Origin of the sequence: Bradyrhizobium sp. Arg816 (assembly GCF_029989365.1) — a bacterium.
GTDB lineage: Bacteria > Pseudomonadota > Alphaproteobacteria > Rhizobiales > Xanthobacteraceae > Bradyrhizobium.
Window position 1 is genome coordinate 79,245 of record NZ_JAPRAQ010000029.1, and the last position, 20,733, is coordinate 99,977.

The 20,733-nt window shown below is 64.7% G+C and carries 20 protein-coding genes; 6 read left to right on the plus strand and 14 right to left on the minus strand.

The genetic code is table 11. The annotated features are described in order from the left end of the window. Nucleotides 1-51: 51 nt before the first annotated feature. From OWC48_RS40000 to OWC48_RS40020, 5 genes are read left to right on the plus strand one after another with little or no spacing between them, the layout of a single operon-like run. On the plus strand, nucleotides 52-1,338 hold the full coding sequence (locus OWC48_RS40000) for an ABC transporter substrate-binding protein (RefSeq protein ID WP_282524930.1): 1,287 nt from the start codon (nucleotides 52-54) through the stop codon (nucleotides 1,336-1,338). After that, complete coding sequence (locus OWC48_RS40005) at nucleotides 1,335-2,258, plus strand: carbohydrate ABC transporter permease (RefSeq protein ID WP_282524931.1); 924 nt, start codon at nucleotides 1,335-1,337, stop codon at nucleotides 2,256-2,258. The genes OWC48_RS40000 and OWC48_RS40005 overlap by 4 nt, the downstream gene beginning before the upstream one ends. Beyond that, a complete protein-coding gene (locus OWC48_RS40010; protein ID WP_282524932.1) occupies nucleotides 2,251-3,108 on the plus strand; it encodes a carbohydrate ABC transporter permease in 858 nt (285 codons plus the stop codon). Before OWC48_RS40005 ends, OWC48_RS40010 begins: the two co-directional genes overlap by 8 nt. 10 nt (nucleotides 3,109-3,118) lie before the next feature. After that, nucleotides 3,119-4,234, plus strand: coding sequence for an ABC transporter ATP-binding protein (locus OWC48_RS40015; protein WP_282524933.1), 1,116 nt, complete (start codon nucleotides 3,119-3,121; stop codon nucleotides 4,232-4,234). Beyond that, entirely contained in the window at nucleotides 4,231-4,998 is a 768-nt protein-coding gene (locus OWC48_RS40020; RefSeq protein ID WP_282524934.1) for an SDR family NAD(P)-dependent oxidoreductase, read from the plus strand. Before OWC48_RS40015 ends, OWC48_RS40020 begins: the two co-directional genes overlap by 4 nt. On the opposite strand, the gene lpxB is transcribed toward OWC48_RS40020, so the two are convergent. The 3 genes from lpxB to lpxA are packed head-to-tail and all read right to left on the minus strand — an operon-like array spanning nucleotide 4,995 to nucleotide 7,844. After that, the gene (lpxB, locus tag OWC48_RS40025) at nucleotides 4,995-6,176 is read right to left on the minus strand and encodes a lipid-A-disaccharide synthase (protein WP_282524935.1); all 1,182 of its coding nucleotides are present in this window, start codon (nucleotides 6,174-6,176) and stop codon (nucleotides 4,995-4,997) included. The genes OWC48_RS40020 and lpxB overlap by 4 nt on opposite strands. Further along, nucleotides 6,173-7,030 carry an LpxI family protein gene (locus tag OWC48_RS40030; protein WP_282524936.1) on the minus strand — a complete coding sequence of 286 codons (858 nt, stop codon included), beginning with the start codon at nucleotides 7,028-7,030 and terminating at the stop codon, nucleotides 6,173-6,175. The genes lpxB and OWC48_RS40030 overlap by 4 nt, the downstream gene beginning before the upstream one ends. A 19-nt stretch (nucleotides 7,031-7,049) precedes the next feature. Beyond that, entirely contained in the window at nucleotides 7,050-7,844 is a 795-nt protein-coding gene (lpxA, locus tag OWC48_RS40035) for an acyl-ACP--UDP-N-acetylglucosamine O-acyltransferase (protein ID WP_282524937.1), read from the minus strand. 277 nt (nucleotides 7,845-8,121) lie between these two features. Between lpxA and OWC48_RS40040 the strand changes: the two genes are divergently transcribed. Then, nucleotides 8,122-8,445, plus strand: a complete 324-nt coding sequence (locus OWC48_RS40040) for a KTSC domain-containing protein (protein ID WP_282524938.1) — start codon at nucleotides 8,122-8,124, stop codon at nucleotides 8,443-8,445. A 24-nt stretch (nucleotides 8,446-8,469) separates the two neighbouring features. Here OWC48_RS40040 and fabZ read toward each other — a convergent pair whose 3' ends face one another. The 11 genes from fabZ to OWC48_RS40095 form a co-directional block, all read right to left on the minus strand. Further along, the gene (fabZ, locus tag OWC48_RS40045) at nucleotides 8,470-8,931 is read right to left on the minus strand and encodes a 3-hydroxyacyl-ACP dehydratase FabZ (RefSeq protein WP_282524939.1); all 462 of its coding nucleotides are present in this window, start codon (nucleotides 8,929-8,931) and stop codon (nucleotides 8,470-8,472) included. Continuing rightward, a complete protein-coding gene (gene lpxD / locus OWC48_RS40050) occupies nucleotides 8,928-9,995 on the minus strand; it encodes a UDP-3-O-(3-hydroxymyristoyl)glucosamine N-acyltransferase (protein ID WP_085404573.1) in 1,068 nt (355 codons plus the stop codon). The genes fabZ and lpxD overlap by 4 nt, the downstream gene beginning before the upstream one ends. Before the next feature lie 128 nt (nucleotides 9,996-10,123). Then, nucleotides 10,124-12,682, minus strand: coding sequence for an outer membrane protein assembly factor BamA (gene bamA, locus OWC48_RS40055; RefSeq protein WP_282524940.1), 2,559 nt, complete (start codon nucleotides 12,680-12,682; stop codon nucleotides 10,124-10,126). A gap of 174 nt (nucleotides 12,683-12,856) precedes the next feature. Further along, nucleotides 12,857-14,008: an RIP metalloprotease RseP gene (rseP, locus tag OWC48_RS40060; RefSeq protein WP_282524941.1), complete on the minus strand. Its 1,152-nt coding sequence runs from the start codon at nucleotides 14,006-14,008 to the stop codon at nucleotides 12,857-12,859. A 44-nt stretch (nucleotides 14,009-14,052) separates the two neighbouring features. Next, nucleotides 14,053-15,276: a 1-deoxy-D-xylulose-5-phosphate reductoisomerase gene (dxr, locus tag OWC48_RS40065; RefSeq protein WP_282524942.1), complete on the minus strand. Its 1,224-nt coding sequence runs from the start codon at nucleotides 15,274-15,276 to the stop codon at nucleotides 14,053-14,055. A 4-nt stretch (nucleotides 15,277-15,280) separates the two neighbouring features. Next, nucleotides 15,281-16,123, minus strand: a complete 843-nt coding sequence (locus tag OWC48_RS40070; protein ID WP_282524943.1) for a phosphatidate cytidylyltransferase — start codon at nucleotides 16,121-16,123, stop codon at nucleotides 15,281-15,283. Next, nucleotides 16,120-16,878, minus strand: a complete 759-nt coding sequence (locus tag OWC48_RS40075) for an isoprenyl transferase (protein WP_282524944.1) — start codon at nucleotides 16,876-16,878, stop codon at nucleotides 16,120-16,122. The genes OWC48_RS40070 and OWC48_RS40075 overlap by 4 nt, the downstream gene beginning before the upstream one ends. A gap of 10 nt (nucleotides 16,879-16,888) precedes the next feature. Continuing rightward, nucleotides 16,889-17,452 (minus strand): ribosome recycling factor, encoded by a 564-nt coding sequence (frr, locus tag OWC48_RS40080; protein ID WP_282524945.1) that lies wholly within the window; start codon nucleotides 17,450-17,452, stop codon nucleotides 16,889-16,891. 64 nt (nucleotides 17,453-17,516) lie between these two features. After that, nucleotides 17,517-18,233, minus strand: coding sequence for a UMP kinase (gene pyrH / locus OWC48_RS40085; RefSeq protein ID WP_282524946.1), 717 nt, complete (start codon nucleotides 18,231-18,233; stop codon nucleotides 17,517-17,519). Between the two features lie 60 nt (nucleotides 18,234-18,293). Further along, nucleotides 18,294-19,217 carry a translation elongation factor Ts gene (gene tsf / locus OWC48_RS40090; RefSeq protein WP_282524947.1) on the minus strand — a complete coding sequence of 308 codons (924 nt, stop codon included), beginning with the start codon at nucleotides 19,215-19,217 and terminating at the stop codon, nucleotides 18,294-18,296. Between the two features lie 134 nt (nucleotides 19,218-19,351). Continuing rightward, nucleotides 19,352-20,347: a 30S ribosomal protein S2 gene (locus OWC48_RS40095; protein ID WP_028151700.1), complete on the minus strand. Its 996-nt coding sequence runs from the start codon at nucleotides 20,345-20,347 to the stop codon at nucleotides 19,352-19,354. Nucleotides 20,348-20,733: the final 386 nt, after the last annotated feature.

Here is a 20,733-nt window from a genome sequence, read left to right on the forward strand (position 1 = left end):
TGAGCCGCGTGGCTCAGCGCGCCAAGAAAGTTCACACCGGGAGGAACTGCCATGCCGATCACGACAACAAGGCGCCGTCTACTCGCTGGATCCGCGGCCGCGCTCGCATTGCCGGCCTTCGCCCGCGCGCAAGGCGCGGTCAAGCCGCGCCTGACCGCGATCTCGCAATGGTCCGCAGGCAGCGATGGTGCGGCCATCACGGCGCTCGGCAAGAAGTTCGAGGAGAAAGGCGGCACTTGGCAGCACTCGCCCGTTCCGGGTTTCACCACCGAGATGATGAACAAGCTGCGCGCCCAGATCATCGCCGGCGATCCGCCGGCCTGTTCGCAGCTCAAGGGCCCCGAGATTGCGGCCTGGTCCAAGATTGCCCCGACCGTCGATCTCGACGCCGTCGTCGCGGCCGCCGGTTACGAAAAGGTCGTCGCTCCGGACCTTGCGAAATTGCACAAGCCGGGCGGCAAGTGGATTGCGCTGCCGTTGCAGATCTACAGCACCAACATGCTGTTTCTCTCCAAGCGCGCGATGGACAAGGCCAAGGCTGACAAGATCCCCGTCACCTGGGCCGACTTCAATGATCTCGCCGAAAAGATGAAATCCGGCGGCGTCGCCTATCCCGTCGCCAACGGCGGCACCCGCCCCGATGACGGGCAGAAGTTCGAGGCCGCTTTGGCGGGCATCAGTCCCATCTCTTACCGCGCGGCCATCATGAACCTCGAAAAGAAGGCCTTGGAGGGCCCCGAGATCAAGGCGGCGTTCGCACAGGTCCGCAAGATCGCCGACTGGATGGACCCCAACGTCGGCGCCCAGCACTTTTCGACCAACCTGAAACGTTTCGTCGACGGCGACATGGGCATGATGATCATGGGCGGTTGGGCGCAGGGCGTATTGCGCAACGCCGGCTTCAAGTTCGACGACTTCATGATCGCCCCGGGGCCGAGCGACAATGGCAAGCCGGTTTTCCTGTTGAATGCCGATGCCTTCATCTTCTGGCAGCGCAAGGAGCCCGACCTGCAAGCCGGCCAGACGCTGATGGCCCAGCTCGTCATGGATCCGGCGATCCAGACGATGTATTCGCAGATCACGGGATCGATCCCCGTGCGCACCGATGTCGATCTTTCCGGTGAAGGCTGGTCGGACGGTCAACGCCGGACCGCAGCAGCTCTGAAGGACTCTATCGCCAGCAATCAGGCCGTCCTCAGTCTTGCGCACAACATGGCGCAGGAAAACGGTATGACCGCAGCGATGATCGACGTGATCACGGAGTACGTGAAGAACAAGACGATCAAGCCGGAGCAAGCGGCCACTCGCCTCGCCGAGGCCGTCGAGGGCGCACGTTGACCATCGCCGTCTCGACAGGACCGGGCCGGCCGGCGACTTCTGACCGGGTGCGCCGGCTGCCCGAATATCTGGCGATCTGGGTGCCGCTGCTGTTGTCCGCCGCGCACCTCATCGCGTTTTCGCTATGGACGATCTGGATATCGTTCACACCATCCACGCTGATCCCTGTTACGGGCTGGGTGGGTCTGCGCAACTATTCCGCGGTTGCGGCATCGCGGAACTGGCAGATCGCCCTGGACAATCTGCTGCTGTTTGGCAGCGCCTTCGTGTTGCTGAGTCTGGCGACCGGCCTCATCCTTGCCATCCTGCTCGATCAACGCATTCGCGGCGAGAACGTGCTGCGATCCATCTTCCTCTACCCCCTGGCGGTGTCGTTCGTGGTCACCGGCACGGTCTGGAGCTGGCTGCTCAATCCCGGCCTTGGAATCCAGAAGCTGGTCCACGACCTTGGCTGGACCTCCTTCCGGTTCGACTGGCTGATCGACCGCGACATGGCCATCTGGACCATTGTCATCGCCGCGATTTGGCAATCCTCCGGCTTCGCCATGGCGCTCTTCCTCGCCGGCCTCCGTTCCGTCGATGCCGACCTGATCAAGGCCGCGCAGATCGACGGCGCCGGACCTGTCAGGATGTACCGGCGCGTCATCCTGCCGACGCTTTGGCCGATCACCATCACCGTCATCGTCATCCAGCTGCAGTTCGCGATTTCGACCTTCGACCTCGTTCGCGCGCTCACCAATGGCGGGCCCGGCATAGCGACCCAGCTTCCGGCCCTCGTCGTCTATGACCTGATGTTCCAGCGCAGCCTGCTCGGACGGGGAGCGGCGGCGGCAGTCCTCATGTTGCTCCTTCTTCTCGCAGTTTTGCTGCCGTATGCAGCGTGGCGTTATGTCCAGCGGCGGCGGGCGATCCATGCGTGACCGAACCTTCGCCCCAAGCCGGATTCTGATCTATCTCATCGTTTCGCTGATCGCTGCAGCATGGCTCGCGCCCCTGGCTGTCGTCGTGCTGAACTCGCTCCGTTCCAACGAGGAGATCGCGCAAGGTTCGATGATCGGCTGGCCGCAACACCTGGCCTGGAGCAACTACGCCGCCGCCTGGAGCGGTTTCTGCGTCGCCGAGACGTGCGCCGGCATCCGGCCGTACATGCTGAACTCCGCGCTCGTGACCATTCCCGCGACGATCTTCTCCACCCTGCTTGGTGCGGTCGCCGGTTACGCGGTTTCGCTCTGGCGCTTTCGCGGCGATAGCTGGATTTACGGTATCGTCACGCTCGGCATCTTCCTTCCGCAGCAGATGCGTTTGCTGCCCTGGACCATCGTGCTGCGCGATACGGGCCTGATGAACACGCTGACGGGCCTGGTCCTGATCCACACGATCCAGGGGCTCTCCTTCACCACCTTGTTCTGCCGAAACTACTACGTTGCCATCCCGCAGGAGTTGATCAGAGCAGCGCGCATCGATGGCGCAGGTTTCTTTCGCATTTTCTGGCGCATCATCCTGCCGCTCTCGCCGCCGATCCTGGTCGTCACCGTGATCTGGCAGTTCACGCATATCTGGAACGAGTTTCTCTATGGCGTGACATTCACGACCGGTCAGCAGCAGCCGGTCACCGCCGCGCTGATCGCGCTATCCGCCGCGGTCGCCGATATCCCGCAGCACGGCGTGCAAAGCGCAGCCGTAATGATCGCCGCCCTGCCGACCCTGCTGATCTATCTGATCGGCGGCAAGTACTTCGTACGCGGCCTCACTGCCGGCGCCGTAAAATGATGGAGTTTTCATGGCCGCGTTGAGCATTCGCACCCTGTCGAAGCGCTACGCCAATCTGGAGGTGCTGAAAGGTATCGATCTCGACATCGAGAGCGGCGAGTTCACCGTGCTGGTCGGGCCATCCGGCTGTGGCAAGTCCACCCTGCTCAACATCGTCGCCGGGCTCGATCGCCCCAGTGCAGGCACCGTCGAAATCGGCGGACGCGTCGTCAATGATGTTCCCCCGAAGGATCGCGACATCGCCATGGTGTTCCAGTCCTATGCGCTCTATCCGTCGATGACGGTGCGCCAGAACATCACGTTCGGCATGGAATGCCGTCATGTGCCGAAAGCTGAGCAGGAGAAAGCGCTGGCGAATGTGGCTCGCCTCCTCCAGATCGAGCCGCTGCTCGGCCGCAAGCCGTCGCAATTGTCCGGCGGCCAGCGCCAGCGCGTGGCGATGGGGCGGGCGCTGGTGCGCGATCCCCTGCTCTTCCTGTTCGACGAGCCGCTCTCCAATCTCGATGCGAAGCTGCGCGTCGAGATGCGGATGGAGATCAAGCGGCTGCATCAGCGCATCGGTGCCACCATCATCTATGTCACGCACGATCAGATCGAGGCGATGACGATGGCAACGCGCATCGCCGTGATGCATAGGGGCGTGGTGCAGCAGTTTGCCGATCCGGACACCGTGTACCGCTATCCGGCCAATCTGTTCGTCGCCCGCTTCATGGGCTCGCCGCCGATGAACACGATGCCAGCGCGGCTCGAGGCCGACACCGGCGGGCCAGTGGCCGTCATTGGAGCCGGGCGGCCGGACGAAGTCCGTCTTCGCCTCCAGGACTACGACGACGCGGCGTCCTATGTCGGCCGCGAGGTGGTGCTCGGGATCAGGCCGGAATGCATCGCCGAGGGGAACCGGGCGTTCTCCGGTGCGACGGGCGCCCCCGTCATCGTCACCGCGCCGGTCGAGATGGTCGAGCCCACAGGGGCCGAGACCATCGTGCTGCTGCGGCTTGGCGGCGAGCCGGCGCAGGCGCGCGTCTCGCCTGATGTCCGGCCCACGCCGGGCTCCCCCGCCTCCTTCGCGCTCGACACGCGGCGCATTTGCCTGTTCGACCCCGAGACGGAGCGGCTGATCGCATGACCCGGACCATCTATCCCAGCCTTGCCGGCCGCGTGGTATTGATCACCGGTGGCGCCAGCGGCATCGGCGCCGCCTTCGTGCGCGCCTTCGCGACCCAGGGCGCCCGCGTCGCCTTCCTCGACATCGATGCGAGCGCCGGCGAAGCGCTGGCGCGGGACGTCGCAGCCACATCCGGCTCCGCGCCCCTGTTCGTGCCCTGTGACCTCCTCGACATCGACGCCTTGCGCGCTGCGATGGCACGGGTGCACGGATCGCTCGGCGATGCCGTAGTCCTCGTCAACAACGCCGCCAACGACCAACGTCAGATGCTGGCCGAGGTGACGCCGGCCGAATTCGACTGGACGATCGGCGTCAATCTCAAGCACGTCTTCTTTGCGGCCCAGGCGGTGGTGCCGCAGATGCAGGCGCGCGGCGGCGGCTCGATCATCAACATGTCGTCGGTGGCGTGGATCCGCGGTGCGCCGGCGTTGCCGGTCTATGCCGCGGCGAAGGCGGCGATCGTCGGCTTCACCAATTCGCTGGCCAGGTCAGTCGGCCCCGACCGCATTCGCGTCAACGCGATCGCGCCCGGCATGGTGATCACCGAGCGCCAGCGCCGGCTCTGGTTTCCGGACGAGCAGAAGATCTCCGAGCTGCGCACCCGCCAGGCGGTGCCCGATGCGGTGACGCCCGAGGACATCGCCAGCATGGCGCTGTTTCTCGCATCCGACGAGAGCCAGCGTATCACCAGCCAGTGTTTTCGGATCGACGGCGGCTTGGCTTAGCTCCGCCTCCCCTTCCGCATCGTCGCGAGCACGATGTCGGCGGCGAGCACGCTCGGCGATTTGTTGCCGGTGGACATGATGGTGTCGAGCCGGGCGATCGCTTCGACCTGTCGCTTGCGCAGCGGCGTGTCCGTGAGCAGCTCCGTCAGCGCCGGCGCCAGCTTCTCCGGTACGCAATCCTCCTGCAAGAACTCCGGAATGACATCCTCGCCGATCACGAGATTAGCGAGGATCACCGAAGAGACGCGGATCGCGCGGCGCAGGATGAAGGCTTCGATCGCGCCGACGCGATAGGCCGTGACCATCGGAATGCCTGATAGCGCGAGCTCCAGCGTCACGGTGCCGGATTTGGCCAGCGCCGCGCGCGCGAATCGGAACGCGGCGCGCCTCTCGGTCTCGCCGACCACGATTTGCGGCTTGACCGGCCAGCTCGCGATGCCTTCGCGGATGGTGGCTTCGAGATGGGGCATGGTCGGCAGCTTCAGTTCGAAGGCGCGGCCTTCGGCCTGGAGCCGTCCGAGTGTCGCGCCAAACACGTCAAGATGGTGCCTGATCTCGCTGCGGCGACTGCCGGGCAGCACCAGCAGAACCGGCGGCTCGCCGTCGCGCCGCCGCTGCTCCTCCGCATTTGGCCGCAGCGACGGCAATTGCTCGATCAGGGGATGGCCGACATAGCTGCATGGCGGCCCGCCGAGCTTGCGGTATTCCTCCGGCTCGAACGGCAACAGGCCGAGCACATGATCGACGTAGCCGAGCATGGTCCGCGCCCGTCCCGGCCGCCAGGCCCAGAGTTGCGGCGAGACATAGTCGACGACCGGGATCGCGGGATTCTTCGCGCGCACGCGGCGGGCAACGCGATGGGTGAAATCGGGGCTGTCGACGATGACGAGCGCGTCGGGCGCGGCCTCCAGCACGGCGTCCACGGTCTGGCGGATCAGCCGCAATATCTTCGGCAATTGCTGCACCACCGCGGCAAAGCCGACGATCGACAGCTCCTCGATCGGAAACAGCGTCTCGAGCCCCTCGCGCGCCATGGTCCGGCCGCCGACGCCCACGAACTGCACGCCGTCGCCGAGCCGCTGGCGCAACACCTTCATCAAGGCGCTGCCGAGCCGGTCGCCGGATTCCTCCGTCGCGATCAGGAAGATCTTTCGCTTGGGATCGCGGCTCTGCATCACGCCGGCAGGCCGATGACGAAGAGATATTTGGTGTCGGCGAGCGAGATCATCGCCTGCGGCTCGGCGGCGATGGTGTTACCGGCGACGACGGCGATGCCGGCCAGCCCGGCGCGAGCGACGCCCTCAAGGGTACGCGGGCCGATCGTCGGCAGGTCGAAGCGCAAATCCTGTCCGCTCTTCGGCACCTTCACCAGCACCCCGCGTCCTGTCGCAGCGCGGATGCGACCTTCCTCGCGCAGGCGTGCCACGCGCGCGAGCAGCGCGTCGGTGCCCTCGATATCCTCGATCGCCACCACATGGCCGTCGATCACGACCGCGGCCTGGCCGATGTCGAACGGGCCGAGCGCGGTCAGCACCGCGCGGCCGCGCTCGATGTCGGCCTTGCTGTTGTCGTTCGGCCAGGCGCGGCTGATGCAGCCCTCGGGCATCAGCAGATCCGGCGCGACATCCTTGATGCCGACCATGCGAAAGCCGCCTTGCTCGAGAATGCGCCCGACGCCGGACAACAGATGATCGTCGCCGCCGCGGAAGGCGCGGATGACGTTGCCGAGCAGGCGCAGTGTCGTGACGTCGAACCTTATTTCGGACAGCGCGGGCCGCACCAATGTGCCGATGAAGATCAGGTCGCGGCAGCCCTCCTCGCGGAACAGCCGCATGGCGCGGCCGAGCTGGCCGACCGAGATCCAGCGATGGCGAAATTTCTCCACCCGCGTCGGATCGCAGGCACCGCGCAGCGGGAACAGCACCGGCGTGATGCCGCGGGCGGCAAGCGAGTCGGCGACCGCGAACGGCATGGCGCCGCCGCCGGCGACGACGCCGACCGGCGATGAAATCTCTGAAGCCGCCGATGTCATGCCCGCGGCCATCCCGAAATCACTTCTCGATGGCGGGAAGACAGATCGGGCGATGCTTGCGCTTGCCGATGAAGTCGAGGATCTCGGCAATCGCGGGGTCTTCGCCCGCGAGCGGCTGGGCCGCCGCGAGCCGCTCGGCGAACGTGCCGGGGCCGTGGAAGACTTTCTGGTAGAACGATTGCACGGTCGCGCGCCGCTGCTTGGTGAACTGCCGCCGCTTCATGCCGATGAGATTGAGGCCTTCCAGCGCCGCATATTGGCCGTTGGCGAGGCCGAACGGAATGATGTCGTCGCGCACGCCCGAGAGGCCGCCGACCATCACATAGGAGCCGATGCGGGTGAACTGATGCACCGCCGACAGCCCGCCGATATAGACGGCGTCGCCGATCTCGCAATGGCCGCCGAGCGTCGCCGAGGTCGCGAAGATCGCGTTGTTGCCGACCACGCAGTCATGGCCGACATGGCTGTTGTTCATGAAGTAGCCGTTGTTGCCGACGCGCGTCTTTCCCCCGCCCTTGACGGTGCCGACATTCATCGTCGCACCCTCGCGGATGGTGTTGCCGGAACCGATGTCGAGCGTGGTCGGCTCGCCCTTGTAGCTAAGGTCCTGCGGCGCGCCGCCGAGCACCGCAAAGGGCGAGATCACGCAGCCATCGCCGATCGAGGTGTGGCCGATGACGGTGACCTGTCCAAGCAGCTTGCAATTGGCTCCGATCCGGGCGTTGCGACCGATGATGCAAAAGGGTCCGATCTCGGTACCCTCGCCGATCACGGCGCCGTCCTCGACCCGTGCGGTGGGATCAATCTTACTCATCAAGCAATCTGACTCATCAAGAAGGTCTGATTATGTGTTGAAGTCGCTCGGTTTTCCGGTGGTTAGCGCGACTATGCCCGATCTGTCCAGTGACGTATCATCTCGGCCTGTTTCAGGCACCGGATGAGCCGGCCGTCCTAAAGCACGATGAGATTGGGATGAATCGTCATCGCGCTTCAGGCTATTGTTTGAGCATGATCCTTTCGGAAAACCGCTGCACACTTTTCCGGATCATGCTCCAGCCCTTCAACGCCTTCATGTGGAGCTTGAAGTCATCGTGGTCAGGGCCCTGGCAGTTCTGCTCGCACAGCTCGCGGCCGCCCCGATCGTCTCCGAGACGGTCGAGACCTGCGAACGCCGCTTCGTCGATCTCGGGACGTTCGAGTGCCGCGATATCACCCGCAGCACGGTGCTTCAGCGGGTCTGCTACGACCGCGCGCGGCAGGCCCTCATCGTCGCGATCGACGGCCAGTATGACCGCTATTGCGGGGTCGCGGCCGAGACAGTCGACAGCCTGCTCGGCGCACCGTCCATGGGCCAGTTCTTCAACCGGAATATCAGGCGCGAGACGGCCGACAGCCGTTACGGCTGCGGCGCATAATCCATTTCCGCTGGCTTGAGCTGCTCAGTCCGTCAGCATGGCGCCGACGTCGGCTTCCGCAACGATCTGGCCGTTGACCTTGGCGTCGCCGTGAAACCACCACATCGCCTTGCGGCGGCCGATCGAACGCATGTGATATTCGATGGTGTCGCCGGGCAGCACCGGCTTGCGGAACTTGCATTTGTCGATGGTGAGGAAATACACCGCGCGCGGCTTCTCGGTGCCTTCGACCGAGGTGATGCCGATCACGCCCGCGGTCTGTGCCATCGCTTCGATCATCATCACGCCGGGATAGACCGGGCGTTCCGGGAAATGCCCCTGGAAGGCCGGCTCGTTGAAGGTGACGTTCTTGATGCCAATGCCGCTGTAATCGGCGCGGATATTGATCACCCGGTCGATCAACAGCATCGGGAAACGGTGCGGCAGCGTCCGGAGGATCGCGTTGATATCCACCAGCTCGAATTTAACAGGTGATTCCTCCGTCATTCCCGTCCCTCGTTCTTCGGATCGGCCCTGCTGTCGCGTACCAGGCGCTCCACCGCGATAATTTCCTTGAACCATTGCTTGGTCGGCTTGGCGAAAAAGCCGCCCCAGCGTCCGTTCGGCGGGATGTCATCCTTGACGCCGCTCATCGCGGTGACCTGGGCCCCATCGCCGATCTTGAGGTGATTGTTGATGCCAACCTTTGCTCCCAGCGCCACGTTGTCGCCGATCGTCAGGCTGCCTGCGAGCCCGATCTGGGCCGCCAGCAGGCAGTTCCGACCGATGGTCACATTGTGGCCGATCTGGACCTGGTTGTCGATTTTGGTGCCCTCCCCAATCACGGTGTCGCGCAGGGAGCCGCGATCGATGGTGGTGCCGGCGCCGACTTCCACATTGTTCTGGATCAGCACGCGGCCGGTCTGGGGCACCTTGAGATGGCCCTCGGGGCCGAAGAAGATGAAGCCATAGCCGTCCTGGCCGATCGAGCAGCCGGGATGGATCAGGACGTTGTTGCCGATCAGCGCGCACTGGATGGCCGTGCGGGCGCCGACATTGCAGTCCCGGCCGATCTTGACGCCGGGACCGATGACCACGCCGGCCCCGATCACGGTGCCGCTGCCGATCTCGACGTCAGGGCCGATGACGGTCAGGGGATCGACGATGACGTCGTCCTCCAGCCGGGCCGAAGGATCGATAATGGCCGACGGCGCGATGCCGTCATTGCCGACCCAGGACTGCGGGCGCAGCGCATCGCCGTGCCATTCCCGGGCGAGCCCGACAAAGGCGCGGAACGGCTGCGCCACCCGCAGCACGGCCACATGCGCGGGCACCTGGGCCTCGAAGCGCGGACTCACCAGGCAAGCCCCGGCCTTGGTCGCCTTGAGCTCGTCGGCATATTTGAGGTTGTCGAAGAACGCCAGATGCATCGGGCCGGCTTCGTCGAGCGAAGCAAGACCGGTAATGACGTGACCGCCCCTGGCAGGGTCGACGAGCTGCGCCTTGGTCAGCGCTGCAATGTCAGCCAGCGCCGAGGCCGGCGGCTTTTTGAAGAAGGTCGGCTGCGCCATTCCACCCCATCGCGGTCCGGCTTCGGCATGAAGCGGTCAGGCCGCATCATGCCTTATCTCACGGATTGAGCACGATCTTTTTGGAAACCGGCCCCAACAAGGGGCCGGCTCATGCCCTGCTGATCGAATTAGAACGAGGTGCCGCCGCCGAACCGGAACTCCTGGGTACGGTCGTACTTGCCCTTGGTGAGCGGCACGGCGTAGTCGAAGCGCAGCGGTCCGAATGGCGACTGCCAGATCAGGCCGACACCAACCGACGAACGGACGACGTTGCCGTTGTCATACACCAGGCCGGTACAGGTTCCAGCGGTGGACGGGTTGATGGTCGACGGCGTACAGTTCGAGTTCCTGGTCGTGGTCATTTCGTTGGTCAGCGACCACGTCGTCGGGCCCTGATAGTCGAACAAACCACCGGCGTCGGCGTAGACCGCGCCCTTCAGACCCACTTCCTTCGGCAGGAACCAGAACGGCATCTGCAATTCGAACGAAGCGCCCCAATATTTGGTACCGCCAAGCGCGTCTTGCGTGCCGAAGGGATTCAAATCGCGCGGACCGATGCCGTTCGGAGCAAAGCCGCGGACCAAGTTCGGGCCCATCTGGAACTGATCCAGCATGCGGATATCGTTGTTGCCGATCTTGTTCAGCATGCCGCCCTGAAGGTGAACGAGGCCGACGATGTCGGACACCAGCGGAGCGTAGTACTTCGCATCGACGACGGACTTCAGGTAGGTGACGTCGCCGCCCACGCCGGCGAAGTCCTGCCGGAAGTCGACGAGCAGACCGTCGGTGGGGTTCTTGTTGTTGTCCAGCGTGTTGTAGGTCAGCGTGTAGCCGAGCGCCGAGGTCAGGGTCTTGCCGCCGGCAAGCTCCTTGCGGACCGGCAGCGAGGCTTCGCCGTCGGAGTAGCAGCCGAGACCGCCGGTCGATGGGGCGAGGGCGATACCAGTTGCATTGGCAAAGGCCGGGCTCGGGTTGAAAGCCGGATTCGGCGTCACGCCATCCGCCAGGAACTGATTGTTGTTACAGTTCGCCAGGGAGGACGGCAGAGTGATTTCCTGCTGGTAGATCGAGTAGCGCAGCTGGAGCGCCAGATCTTCACGCAGGGAGAAGCCAAGGCGCGGCGAGAAGCCGAGCGTCTTCGTGCCGTAGGAGATGTAGCTGTTGGACAGCTGTTGGCGCTGATAGAGGTCGAGACCGAGCGCGACGCGGTAGTCGAGCAGATACGGCTCGACGAACGACAGCGAATAGCCGCGCGCATACTGGCCGTAGGTCACCGACGCCTTGGCGAACAGGCCGCGGCCAAGCAGGTTACGCTCGGAGATCGAGACTTCGGCGAGCGCGCCGTCGGTGGTGGAGTAGCCGCCCGAGACCGAGAAGTCGCCGGTCGATTTCTCTTCGAGATCGACGATCAGGACCACGCGGTCGCTGGAGGAGCCCGGCTCCGTCGTGATCTTCACGCTCTTGAAGTAGTCGAGGTTCTTCAGGCGGCGCTCGGCACGGTCGACCAGCGCGCGGTTGTAGGCATCGCCCTCGGAGATGTCGAACTCGCGGCGGATCACGTAGTCGCGCGTGCGGGTGTTGCCGCGGACGTTGATGCGCTCGATATAGGTGCGCGGGCCCTCGTCGATGTTGAACACGACGGCGACGGTGTGCGCCTCGAAATTGCGGTCGCCGCCGGGACGGACCACGGCGAAGGCATAGCCGCGACGCGACGCCTCGATCTGCATTTCCTCGACCGACTTCTCGACCGATTCGACGTTGTAGAGCGCGCCGACATTGACGCGCGAATAGTTGCGCATCGTGGTCGGATCGAAGTTCGGAATGGAGGAGCGGAAGTCGACGGTGCCGACGCGGTACTGCGAGCCTTCCTCGATCTTGAAGGTGACGTTGAAGCCCTTCTTCTCCGGATCGTATTCGGTGAGCGCGGCGACCACCTGGACGTCGGCGAAACCGTTCTTGAGATAGAAACGGCGAATCAGGTCACGGTCGGCCTCGACGCGATCGGGATCGTAGAGGTCGTTGCTGGCGAGGAAGCTCAGCAGGTTCGATTCGTGCGTCTTGATGACGTCGCGCAGGCGGTAGGACGAGAACGCGTTATTGCCGACGAACTCGATCGACTTGACGCCGGTCTTGGCGCCCTCGTCGACCGTGAAGATCAGGTCGACGCGGTTATTCGGCTGCTCGATGATCTCGGGCGTGACGCGGACGTCATAGCGACCCGAGCGGCGGTAGATTTCGGCGATTCGCAGGGTGTCGGACTGCACCATGGCGCGGGAGAAGGTGCCGCGCGCCTTGGACTGGACTTCAGCGGTGAGCTGCTCGTCCTTGATCTTCTTGTTACCTTCGAACGCGATGCGACCGATCACCGGGTTTTCCACCACGGAGACGATGATCTGGCCACCGGAACCGCGATTGATTCGCACGTCCTGGAACAGGCCGGTCTCGATCAGGGCCTTCAGGCCGTCATCGATGGCGCCCTGATCCAGGCGGCCACCCGGGCCAGGCTTGAAATAGGAGCGGATCGTCTCCACCTCGACACGGCGATTTCCTTCGACGGAAATCGACTGGACGGTCTGAGCAAGCGCAGACGAAGACACAAAACCAGCCCCAACCGGGGCAAGCACCGGCGCGCCGAACAAGATCAGGGTTGCGAGCAAGCCCCCCCGGAGTCGCAGTCCAAACTTCATTGCGCAACGCGCCCTTATCAGTACCAGACCCAACCCCAACGCCGGTCCGGGAGATTCCCCAAGTTCGAAGCCGCTTGTAGCCAATTTCCCCGGTGTCGCAAACGGCCGCGGACACCGCAATTTCAATTTCATTCCAAGACGTTGCTCATAAGCAACGCCACAAAAAAGCCCGTATCAGGATGCTGCCATCCTCAGGATGTCGTTGTAGGTGGCAAACACCATCAACATCAGCACCAAACCGAGCCCGATTCGGAACCCCATCTCCTGAGTCCGCTCGGACAAGGGCCGGCCCCGGACCACTTCCGCCGCGTAGAACATCAGGTGACCGCCATCGAGCAGCGGGATCGGGAACAGGTTCAACAGCCCGATCGACACCGACAGCACCGCGCACAGATTGATCACGAACTGGAAGCCGGCACTGGCCGCCTGCCCCGACATCTTGGCGATGCCGAGCACGCCGCTGACCTCGTTGGGATTGCCTTGTCCGACGAACAGCGAGCCAAGGAACTTGAAGGTGCTGGTGATGATGAACCAGACCTGCTCGACCCCGATCTTGAGCGCTTCGCCGACGCCGACCGGCGTGGTCGAGGCCTCGCCGGCCTGAGACTTGTGCTCGACGCCGAGCACGCCGAGGCGGTGGCTGTTGCCAAAGGGATCCTTGCGCTCGAGCAGCGCCGGGGTCGCGGTCAGGGAGACGATGGCGCCGTCCCGCTTGACCTGGAAGGCAAGCGCCGAACCGGCATTCATCGCAACGATTCGCTGCATGTCGGCAAAGCTCTCGATCGGCTTGCCGTCGATCTGCACGACGACGTCGCCGATCTTGAAGCCGGCCGCGGCCGCAGCGCCGTCGGCGACGACGCCGTCGACACGGGCGATCGTGCTCGGCTTGCCGTAATAGAACGCCATGGCGGCGAAGATCAGCGCGCCCAGAATGAAATTGGCGATCGGTCCGGCCGCGACGATGGCGGCGCGCGGGCCGACCTTCTTATGATGGAAGCTGCCGGCGCGCTCCTCGGCCGTCATGGCCGCGAGCGTCTCGGCCGACGGGGTCGAAGCTTCGCTTTCGTCGCCGAAGAACTTGACGTAGCCGCCGAGCGGGATCGCCGAGATCTTCCAGCGGGTGCCATGGCGGTCGTTGAAGCCGACCAGCTCCGGTCCGAAACCGAGCGAGAAGGTGAGCACCCGAACGCCCGCCCAGCGCGCGACCAGGAAATGGCCGAGTTCATGGAAGAACACGACGATCGTCAGGACGAACAGGAAGGGAACCGCGTAGCCGAGGAGCCCATGGCTCAACGCATTGAAACTATGGACGAAAAAGTCGATCATCGAATTCCCTCATCCAGCGCCGCAAGGCCCTGGCCCCGTGCCATCTAGGATGCCTTTAAGGCAATTTGAGGCAATAGGGCGGCAGCTCTATTTCGCGCAACATGGTCAACAGAGATGGCATCATCGGCGGACGTCAGGGGAGCCTGGTTCCCGCCACGGATCCAATCGTCCAGCGTCGCCTCGACCAGCCGCGCGATCGCGCCGAACCGGATCTTGCCGGCGATGAAGGCGGCGACCGCAACCTCGTTGGCGGCGTTGTAGACGGTGGTCGCCCCCTTCCCGGTCCGGAGCGAATCGAAGGCCAGCCGAAGTCCAGGGAAGCGCTCGAAATCCGGCGCCTCGAAGGTCAGCTGGCCGATCTTGGCCAGATCGAGCTTGGCCGCCGGCCCCTTGATGCGGTCGGGCCAGCCGAGGCAGTGCGCGATCGGCGTGCGCATGTCGGGAGAACCGAGCTGAGCCACCACCGAACGGTCGGAGAACTCGACCATGCCGTGGATGATCGACTGCGGATGCACGAGGACGTCGATCTCGTCGGGCGAGAGCGCGAACAAATAGGATGCCTCGATCACCTCGAGGCCCTTGTTCATCATCGAGGCGGAATCGATCGTGATCTTCTGGCCCATGCTCCAGTTCGGATGCTTCAGGGCCTGCTCGAGCGTCGCCTGCTCGATGTCGGCCGGCTTCCAGGTCCGGAACGGTCCGCCCGAGGCGGTGATGATGACGCGGACGAGCTCGTCGCGATTGCCTGAGCCGAGCGCCTGGAACAGCGCATTGTGCTCGGAATCGGCCGGCAGGATGCAGGCGCCCGCTTTCGCCGCGCGCTGCATGAAGAAATCGCCGGCGCAGACGAGACATTCCTTGTTGGCGAGCGCGACATGCGCGCCGCGATCCACCGCGGCCAAAGCTGGCTTCAGTCCGGCGGCGCCGCTGACGGCGGCCATCACCCAATCGGCCGGACGCGCGCCGGCTTCGATCACCGCGCTTTCGCCCGCGCCGCATTCCGTGCTCGTTCCCGCAAGCGCAGCCTTGAGTTCGGCGAACTTGGATGTGTCGGCGATCGCGACGTAGCGCGCGGAAAACTCCTTGGCGAGCTTGGCCAGCGCCTCGACATTGCCGTTCGCCGTCAGGGCTTCGACGCGATAGCGCTCGGGAGAAGCGCGCAGCAGATCCATCGTGCTGTCGCCGATCGAGCCGGTGGCGCCGAGAACCGTGACACTGCGGACGCTCGACGCCGCAGCCTTGTTGTTACGCAATGGGACCGCGCTCATATCCTCACCAAACCATAAGACCGCTTCCGGCGCTATGCACACCATGGCGGAGAAAGCCGATAATCCATGCCATCAGGATGGCAGCAACAAAACCGTCCAGACGGTCCAGTAGCCCGCCATGGCCGGGAATTAAGTGACTGGAATCCTTGACGCCGAAGCGCCGCTTCACTGCGGATTCGAACAGATCGCCCGCCTGCGATACCACCGACAGGATGGCGCTGACGAGCAGCAGTGGAACCGCCTTTCCGATCCCGCACGCCGCAAAGCCGGCCGCAACCAAAAGGCTCGCCGCGAAGCCACCGAGCGCCCCGGACCAGGTCTTCTTAGGGCTCACGCGCGGCCATAATTTCGGCCCGCCAATGCTGCGTCCGGCGAAATAGCCGCCGATATCGGTCGCCCACACCACCAGCAGCACGAACATCAGCGCTGCGAAGCCATTGACGAGATCCTGCCGCACCAGGATCGAGGCCAGCAGCGCCGCCGATGCGTAGGCGAAGCCGGTGGCCGCCCAGATGAATTTGCCCCGCGCGATCAGCATCACGATCGCGCCGCCGATGAGGCCGGTGATGATTGCGGTCTTGAGCGCGCCGAAGGCGACGCAGGCCCCCATCATGGCAATGACGATGGTCCCCGCCCCGGTCAGTGCGGCAGACCCCGCGCCCACCACCATCAGCCATTCCGCGAACAGCCCGATCGACACCAGCGTGACGAGAAGCGCCCACAGCCAGCCGCCGGCGTAGGCCAGCGCGATGGCGAGCGGCGCCAGCACCAGCGCCGCGAGGACTCGCATCACCAGATTGCTCGGGGCAGGCTTCGCGCCCGCCGATGCGGCGTCGGGTTCGCTCACGAGGCGTTTTTCGCGACCAGACCGCCGAAACGGCGCTCGCGTCTGGCGAATTCGGCGATCGCGCCTTCCAGCGCCGCCTTGTCGAAATCGGGCCAGTGGATCGGCACGAAGACCAGCTCGCTGTAGGCGGCCTGCCACATCAGGAAGTTGGACAGCCGCTGCTCGCCGCTGGTGCGGATGATGAGATCGGGATCGGGGATGTCGGGCGCATCGAGATGAGCCCCGATCGTCTCGGCGTCGATCGTTTCAGGGGCGCGCTTGCCGTCTGCGACTTCCCGCGCGAGCTTCTGGGCGGCTTTCGCGATTTCCTGCCGCGAACCGTAATTGAAGGCGACGACCAGCGTCAGGCGCGTGTTGTCGCGCGTCAGCTCCTCGGCCTCGTTGAGGAGTGCGCAGATGTCGCTATCGAGTCCGTCGCGCTCGCCGATGATGCGGACCTTGACGCCGTCGCCGTGCAGGCTCGCGAGATCGTTGCGGATGAAGCGACGCAGGAGACCAAACAGATCGCCGATCTCGCTCGCCGGACGCGACCAGTTCTCCGAAGAGAAGGAGAAGATGGTGAGATAGCGGATGCCGAGCTCGTGCGAGGCACGCACCACCCGGCGCAGTGCCTCGACACCGCGGCGATGCCCTTCGGCCCGCGGCAGGCCGCGCGCGGCCGCCCAACGCCCGTTGCCATCCATGATGATGGCGACATGCGCAGGCGCGTCGGACCGGTCGGGTCCTTCGGTTGCTGGCGCGGCGGCGTTGGACATGGAAGTGGCCTTAGACGGTCAGGATTTCTTTTTCCTTGGTGGCCAGCAGCTGGTCGATCTCGGAGATCGTGCCGTCGGTCGCCTTCTGCACCTCGTCGGCGTGACGCTTCTGATCGTCCTCCGACATCTCGTGATTCTTCTCGGCCTTCTTGAGGACGTCGAGGCCGTCGCGGCGGACATGACGCGCGGCGACCTTGGCCGCTTCCGCGTATTTGTGTGCGACCTTGACGAGTTCCTTGCGACGCTCCTCGTTGAGCTCGGGGATGCGCAGGCGCAGCACCTGGCCTTCGGTCGCAGGCGACAGGCCGAGATTGGAATCGACGATCGCCTTCTCGACCGGCTTGACCATCGACTTGTCCCAGACCTGCACCGAGATCAGCCGCGGCTCCGGCACGCTGACGGTGGCAAGCTGGTTGAGCGGCATGTGGCTGCCGTAGGCCTCGACCTGCACCGGGTCGAGCATCGAGGCCGACGCGCGCCCCGTGCGCAGGCCGCCAAGCTCGTGCTTTAGGGCCTGGACGGCGCCCTGCATGCGACGCTTCACTTCGTTGAGGTCGAAATTACCCGTGGCCATCACGTTTCTCCTTCAAAATCCCGGCGACCCCTTCCGCCCCCTTTCAGGCGCGACCGACGAGCCGTCAGCCGGCGACGACGGTTCCGTGGCCGCCGCCACGCAGCACAGCGCCGATCGAACCCGGCTCCGCGATCGAGAACACGATGATAGGCAGCAACGTCTCGCGGGCAAGCGCGAAGGCGGTCGCATCCATCACCTTGTAGCCGCCCTCGATCGCCTGCGAATGCGTCAGCCGGTCGAACCGCTTGGCGGTCGGATCCTTTTTCGGGTCGGCCGAGTAGACGCCGTCGACATTGGTCGCCTTCAGCACAGCCTCGGCTCCGATCTCTGCCGCCCGCAGCACCGCGGTCGTATCGGTGGTGAAGAACGGATTGCCGGTTCCGCCCCCGAGCAGCACGATCCGGCCCTCGGCGAGGTATTTGTGCGCTGCGGTGCGGGTGAACAGCTCGGAAATCTCGGGCATGACGAAGGCCGACAGCGTACGTGCCGGCGTGCCCTTGCGCTCGATCGTCGCCTCCAGCGCGAGGCAATTCATCATGGTGGCGAGCATGCCCATGGTGTCGCCGGTGGTGCGCGACACCCCCTGCGCGGACACTTCGACGCCGCGCACGATGTTGCCGCCGCCGATCACCACCGCAACCTCGGTGCCGAGCTGGCGGGCGGCGATCAGATCGTCCGCAACCCGGTCGAGGGTCGGCTGATCGATGCCAAAACCCTGCTGTCCCGCGAGATACTCGCCGGACAGCTTGATCACGACGCGACGATAGACCGGATCAGTCATGAGCACTTTCCCCGTCCGGGCGCCGCTTCCGGCGGCAAGCCGGAAGGAACGTACCGGCGCTTACTTCTTGCCGCTGGCCGCTGCGACCTCGGCCGCGAAGTCGCTTTCCTGCTTCTCGATTCCCTCACCGAGAGCATAGCGCACAAAGCCCGCGATCTTCACCGCGCCGCCGACCTTGCCTTCGGCTTCCTTCACCGCCTGCGCCACCGATTTGCCGGTGTCGTGGATAAAGGCCTGCTCGAGCAGGCAGACTTCCTTGTAATAGGTCTTGAGGCCGGACTCGACGATCTTCTCGATCACGTTCTCGGGCTTGCCCTGCTGGCGATATTTGTCGGCGAGCACGTCCTTCTCACGCTTCACGACCGCCGGATCGAGGCCGGACGGCTCGAGCGCGAGCGGGTTGGTGGCCGCAACATGCATCGCGATCTGGCGAGCGAGGGCAGCGAGCTCGTCGGCTTTGCCGGGCGATTCGAGCGCGACGATCACGCCCATCTTGCCGGCGCCTTCGACGACGGCGCCGTGGACGTAGCTCGACACGACGCCCTGCTTCACTTCGAGCGAAGCTGCGCGGCGCAGCGTCATGTTCTCGCCGATGGTGGCGATCGCGTCGTTGATTGCGGCTTCGATCGTGACGTCGCCGACCTTGGCGGCCTTGATCTTCTCGACATCGGCACCGACGTCGAATGCGACCTGGGCGACCATCTTGACGAGGCCCTGGAACTGGCCGTTGCGCGCGACGAAGTCGGTCTCGGAGTTGACCTCGACCACGACGCCCTTGGTGCCCTTGGTGAGCGCGCCGATCAGACCTTCCGCAGCGACGCGGCCGGACTTCTTGGCAGCCTTCGACAGGCCCTTCTTGCGCAGCCAGTCCTGCGCCGCTTCCATGTTGCCGTCGTTTTCGGTGAGCGCGGCCTTGCAGTCCATCATGCCTGCGCCGGTGGACTCGCGCAGATCCTTGACCATCGCAGCTGTGATCGTTGCCATCGTTGAAAATCCTTCTTGCCTGCCGGTTTGCCGCGGCGTGGCATCAAACAGCCCCGCCGCGGTCCATCTCAGGAATTCGCGTCAACTGAAATGGTGGCCGGACTTATATCCGGCCAACCCATCGCTCTTTTTGACTATTCCGCTTCCGCGGTCAGCGCCTTGGCCTTGGCCACCCAGGCATCCGCACGGCTCGGCAGACCGACTTCTTCGCCGATCTTGTGCGCGGTGTCGTGATCGAGCTCGGCGAGCTGCCAGAAGTGGAAGATGCCGAGGTCGTTGAACTTCTTCTCGATCGCGCCCGACACGCCCGGGAGCTTCTTGAGGTCGTCGGCGGTGCCGCGCGGACCGGCAAGGCCCTGGAAGCCGCTCGAGGAAGCGGCCGGCAGCTCTTCGGCGACCGGACGAGCCGAGGCGCCGATGTCGATGCCCGAATCGCCCTGGGCGCGCGAGATGCCGTCGATCGCCGCACGTGCGATCAGGTCGCAATACAGCGCGATCGCGCGGCCGGCGTCGTCATTGCCCGGGACCACATAGGTGATGCCCTTGGGATCCGAATTGGTGTCGACGATCGCGGCGACCGGGATGTTGAGCCGCTGGGCTTCCTGGATCGCGATGTCTTCCTTGTTGGTGTCGATCACGAAGATCAGGTCGGGCAGACCGCCCATGTCCTTGATGCCGCCGAGCGAGCGATCGAGCTTGTCGCGCTCGCGCTGAAGCGTCAGGCGCTCCTTCTTGGTGTAGGAGCTGGCGTCGCCGCCGGACAGCACGTCATCGAGATGACGCAGGCGCTTGATCGAAGCCGAGATCGTCTTCCAGTTGGTCAGCGTGCCGCCGAGCCAGCGCGAATTGACGAAATACTGCGCGCAGCGCTTGGCAGCGTCCGCGACGCCGTCCTGCGCCTGGCGCTTGGTGCCGACGAACAGGATGCGGCCGCCCTTGGCGACGGTGTCGCTAACCGCCTGCAAGGCGGTGTGCAGCAGCGGCACGGTCTGCGCGAGGTCGACGATGTGGATGTTGTTGCGGGCGCCGAAAATGAACGGTGCCATTTTCGGATTCCAGCGGTGAGACTGGTGACCAAAGTGCACGCCAGCTTCGAGGAGCTGACGCATGGTGAAATCGGGTAGCGCCATAGTTTCAATTCTCCGGTTGGTTCCTCCGGAAACGTGTGAGCAAAACGGAGCGTTCTCGCCCCGGTTGCCACCGGACGGCCTTGTGAGCCATGTTTCCGTGTGAGATGGGGCGCTATATAGCGCCATTTCGGCCAGAAGCAAGGAAATAAGGGCCTTTCGGGGGCGGTTTTCGTCCCCCGAAGGCCCTCTTCCGTAAAGACCACGCCAGTCCGCAAAGACCTAGCAAAGACCTAGCATTTGGGCTGGTTCGGCGGGCACTTTTTCGCCGCCGGCGGTGGCGCCGCTGGGCGCGGTGGAGGTGCCGCCGGACGCGGTGGGGGCGGTGGCGCGACGGCCATCCGCGGCGGCGGCGGTGGAGCCGGCCGGGCGACCGGCGGTGGCGGCGT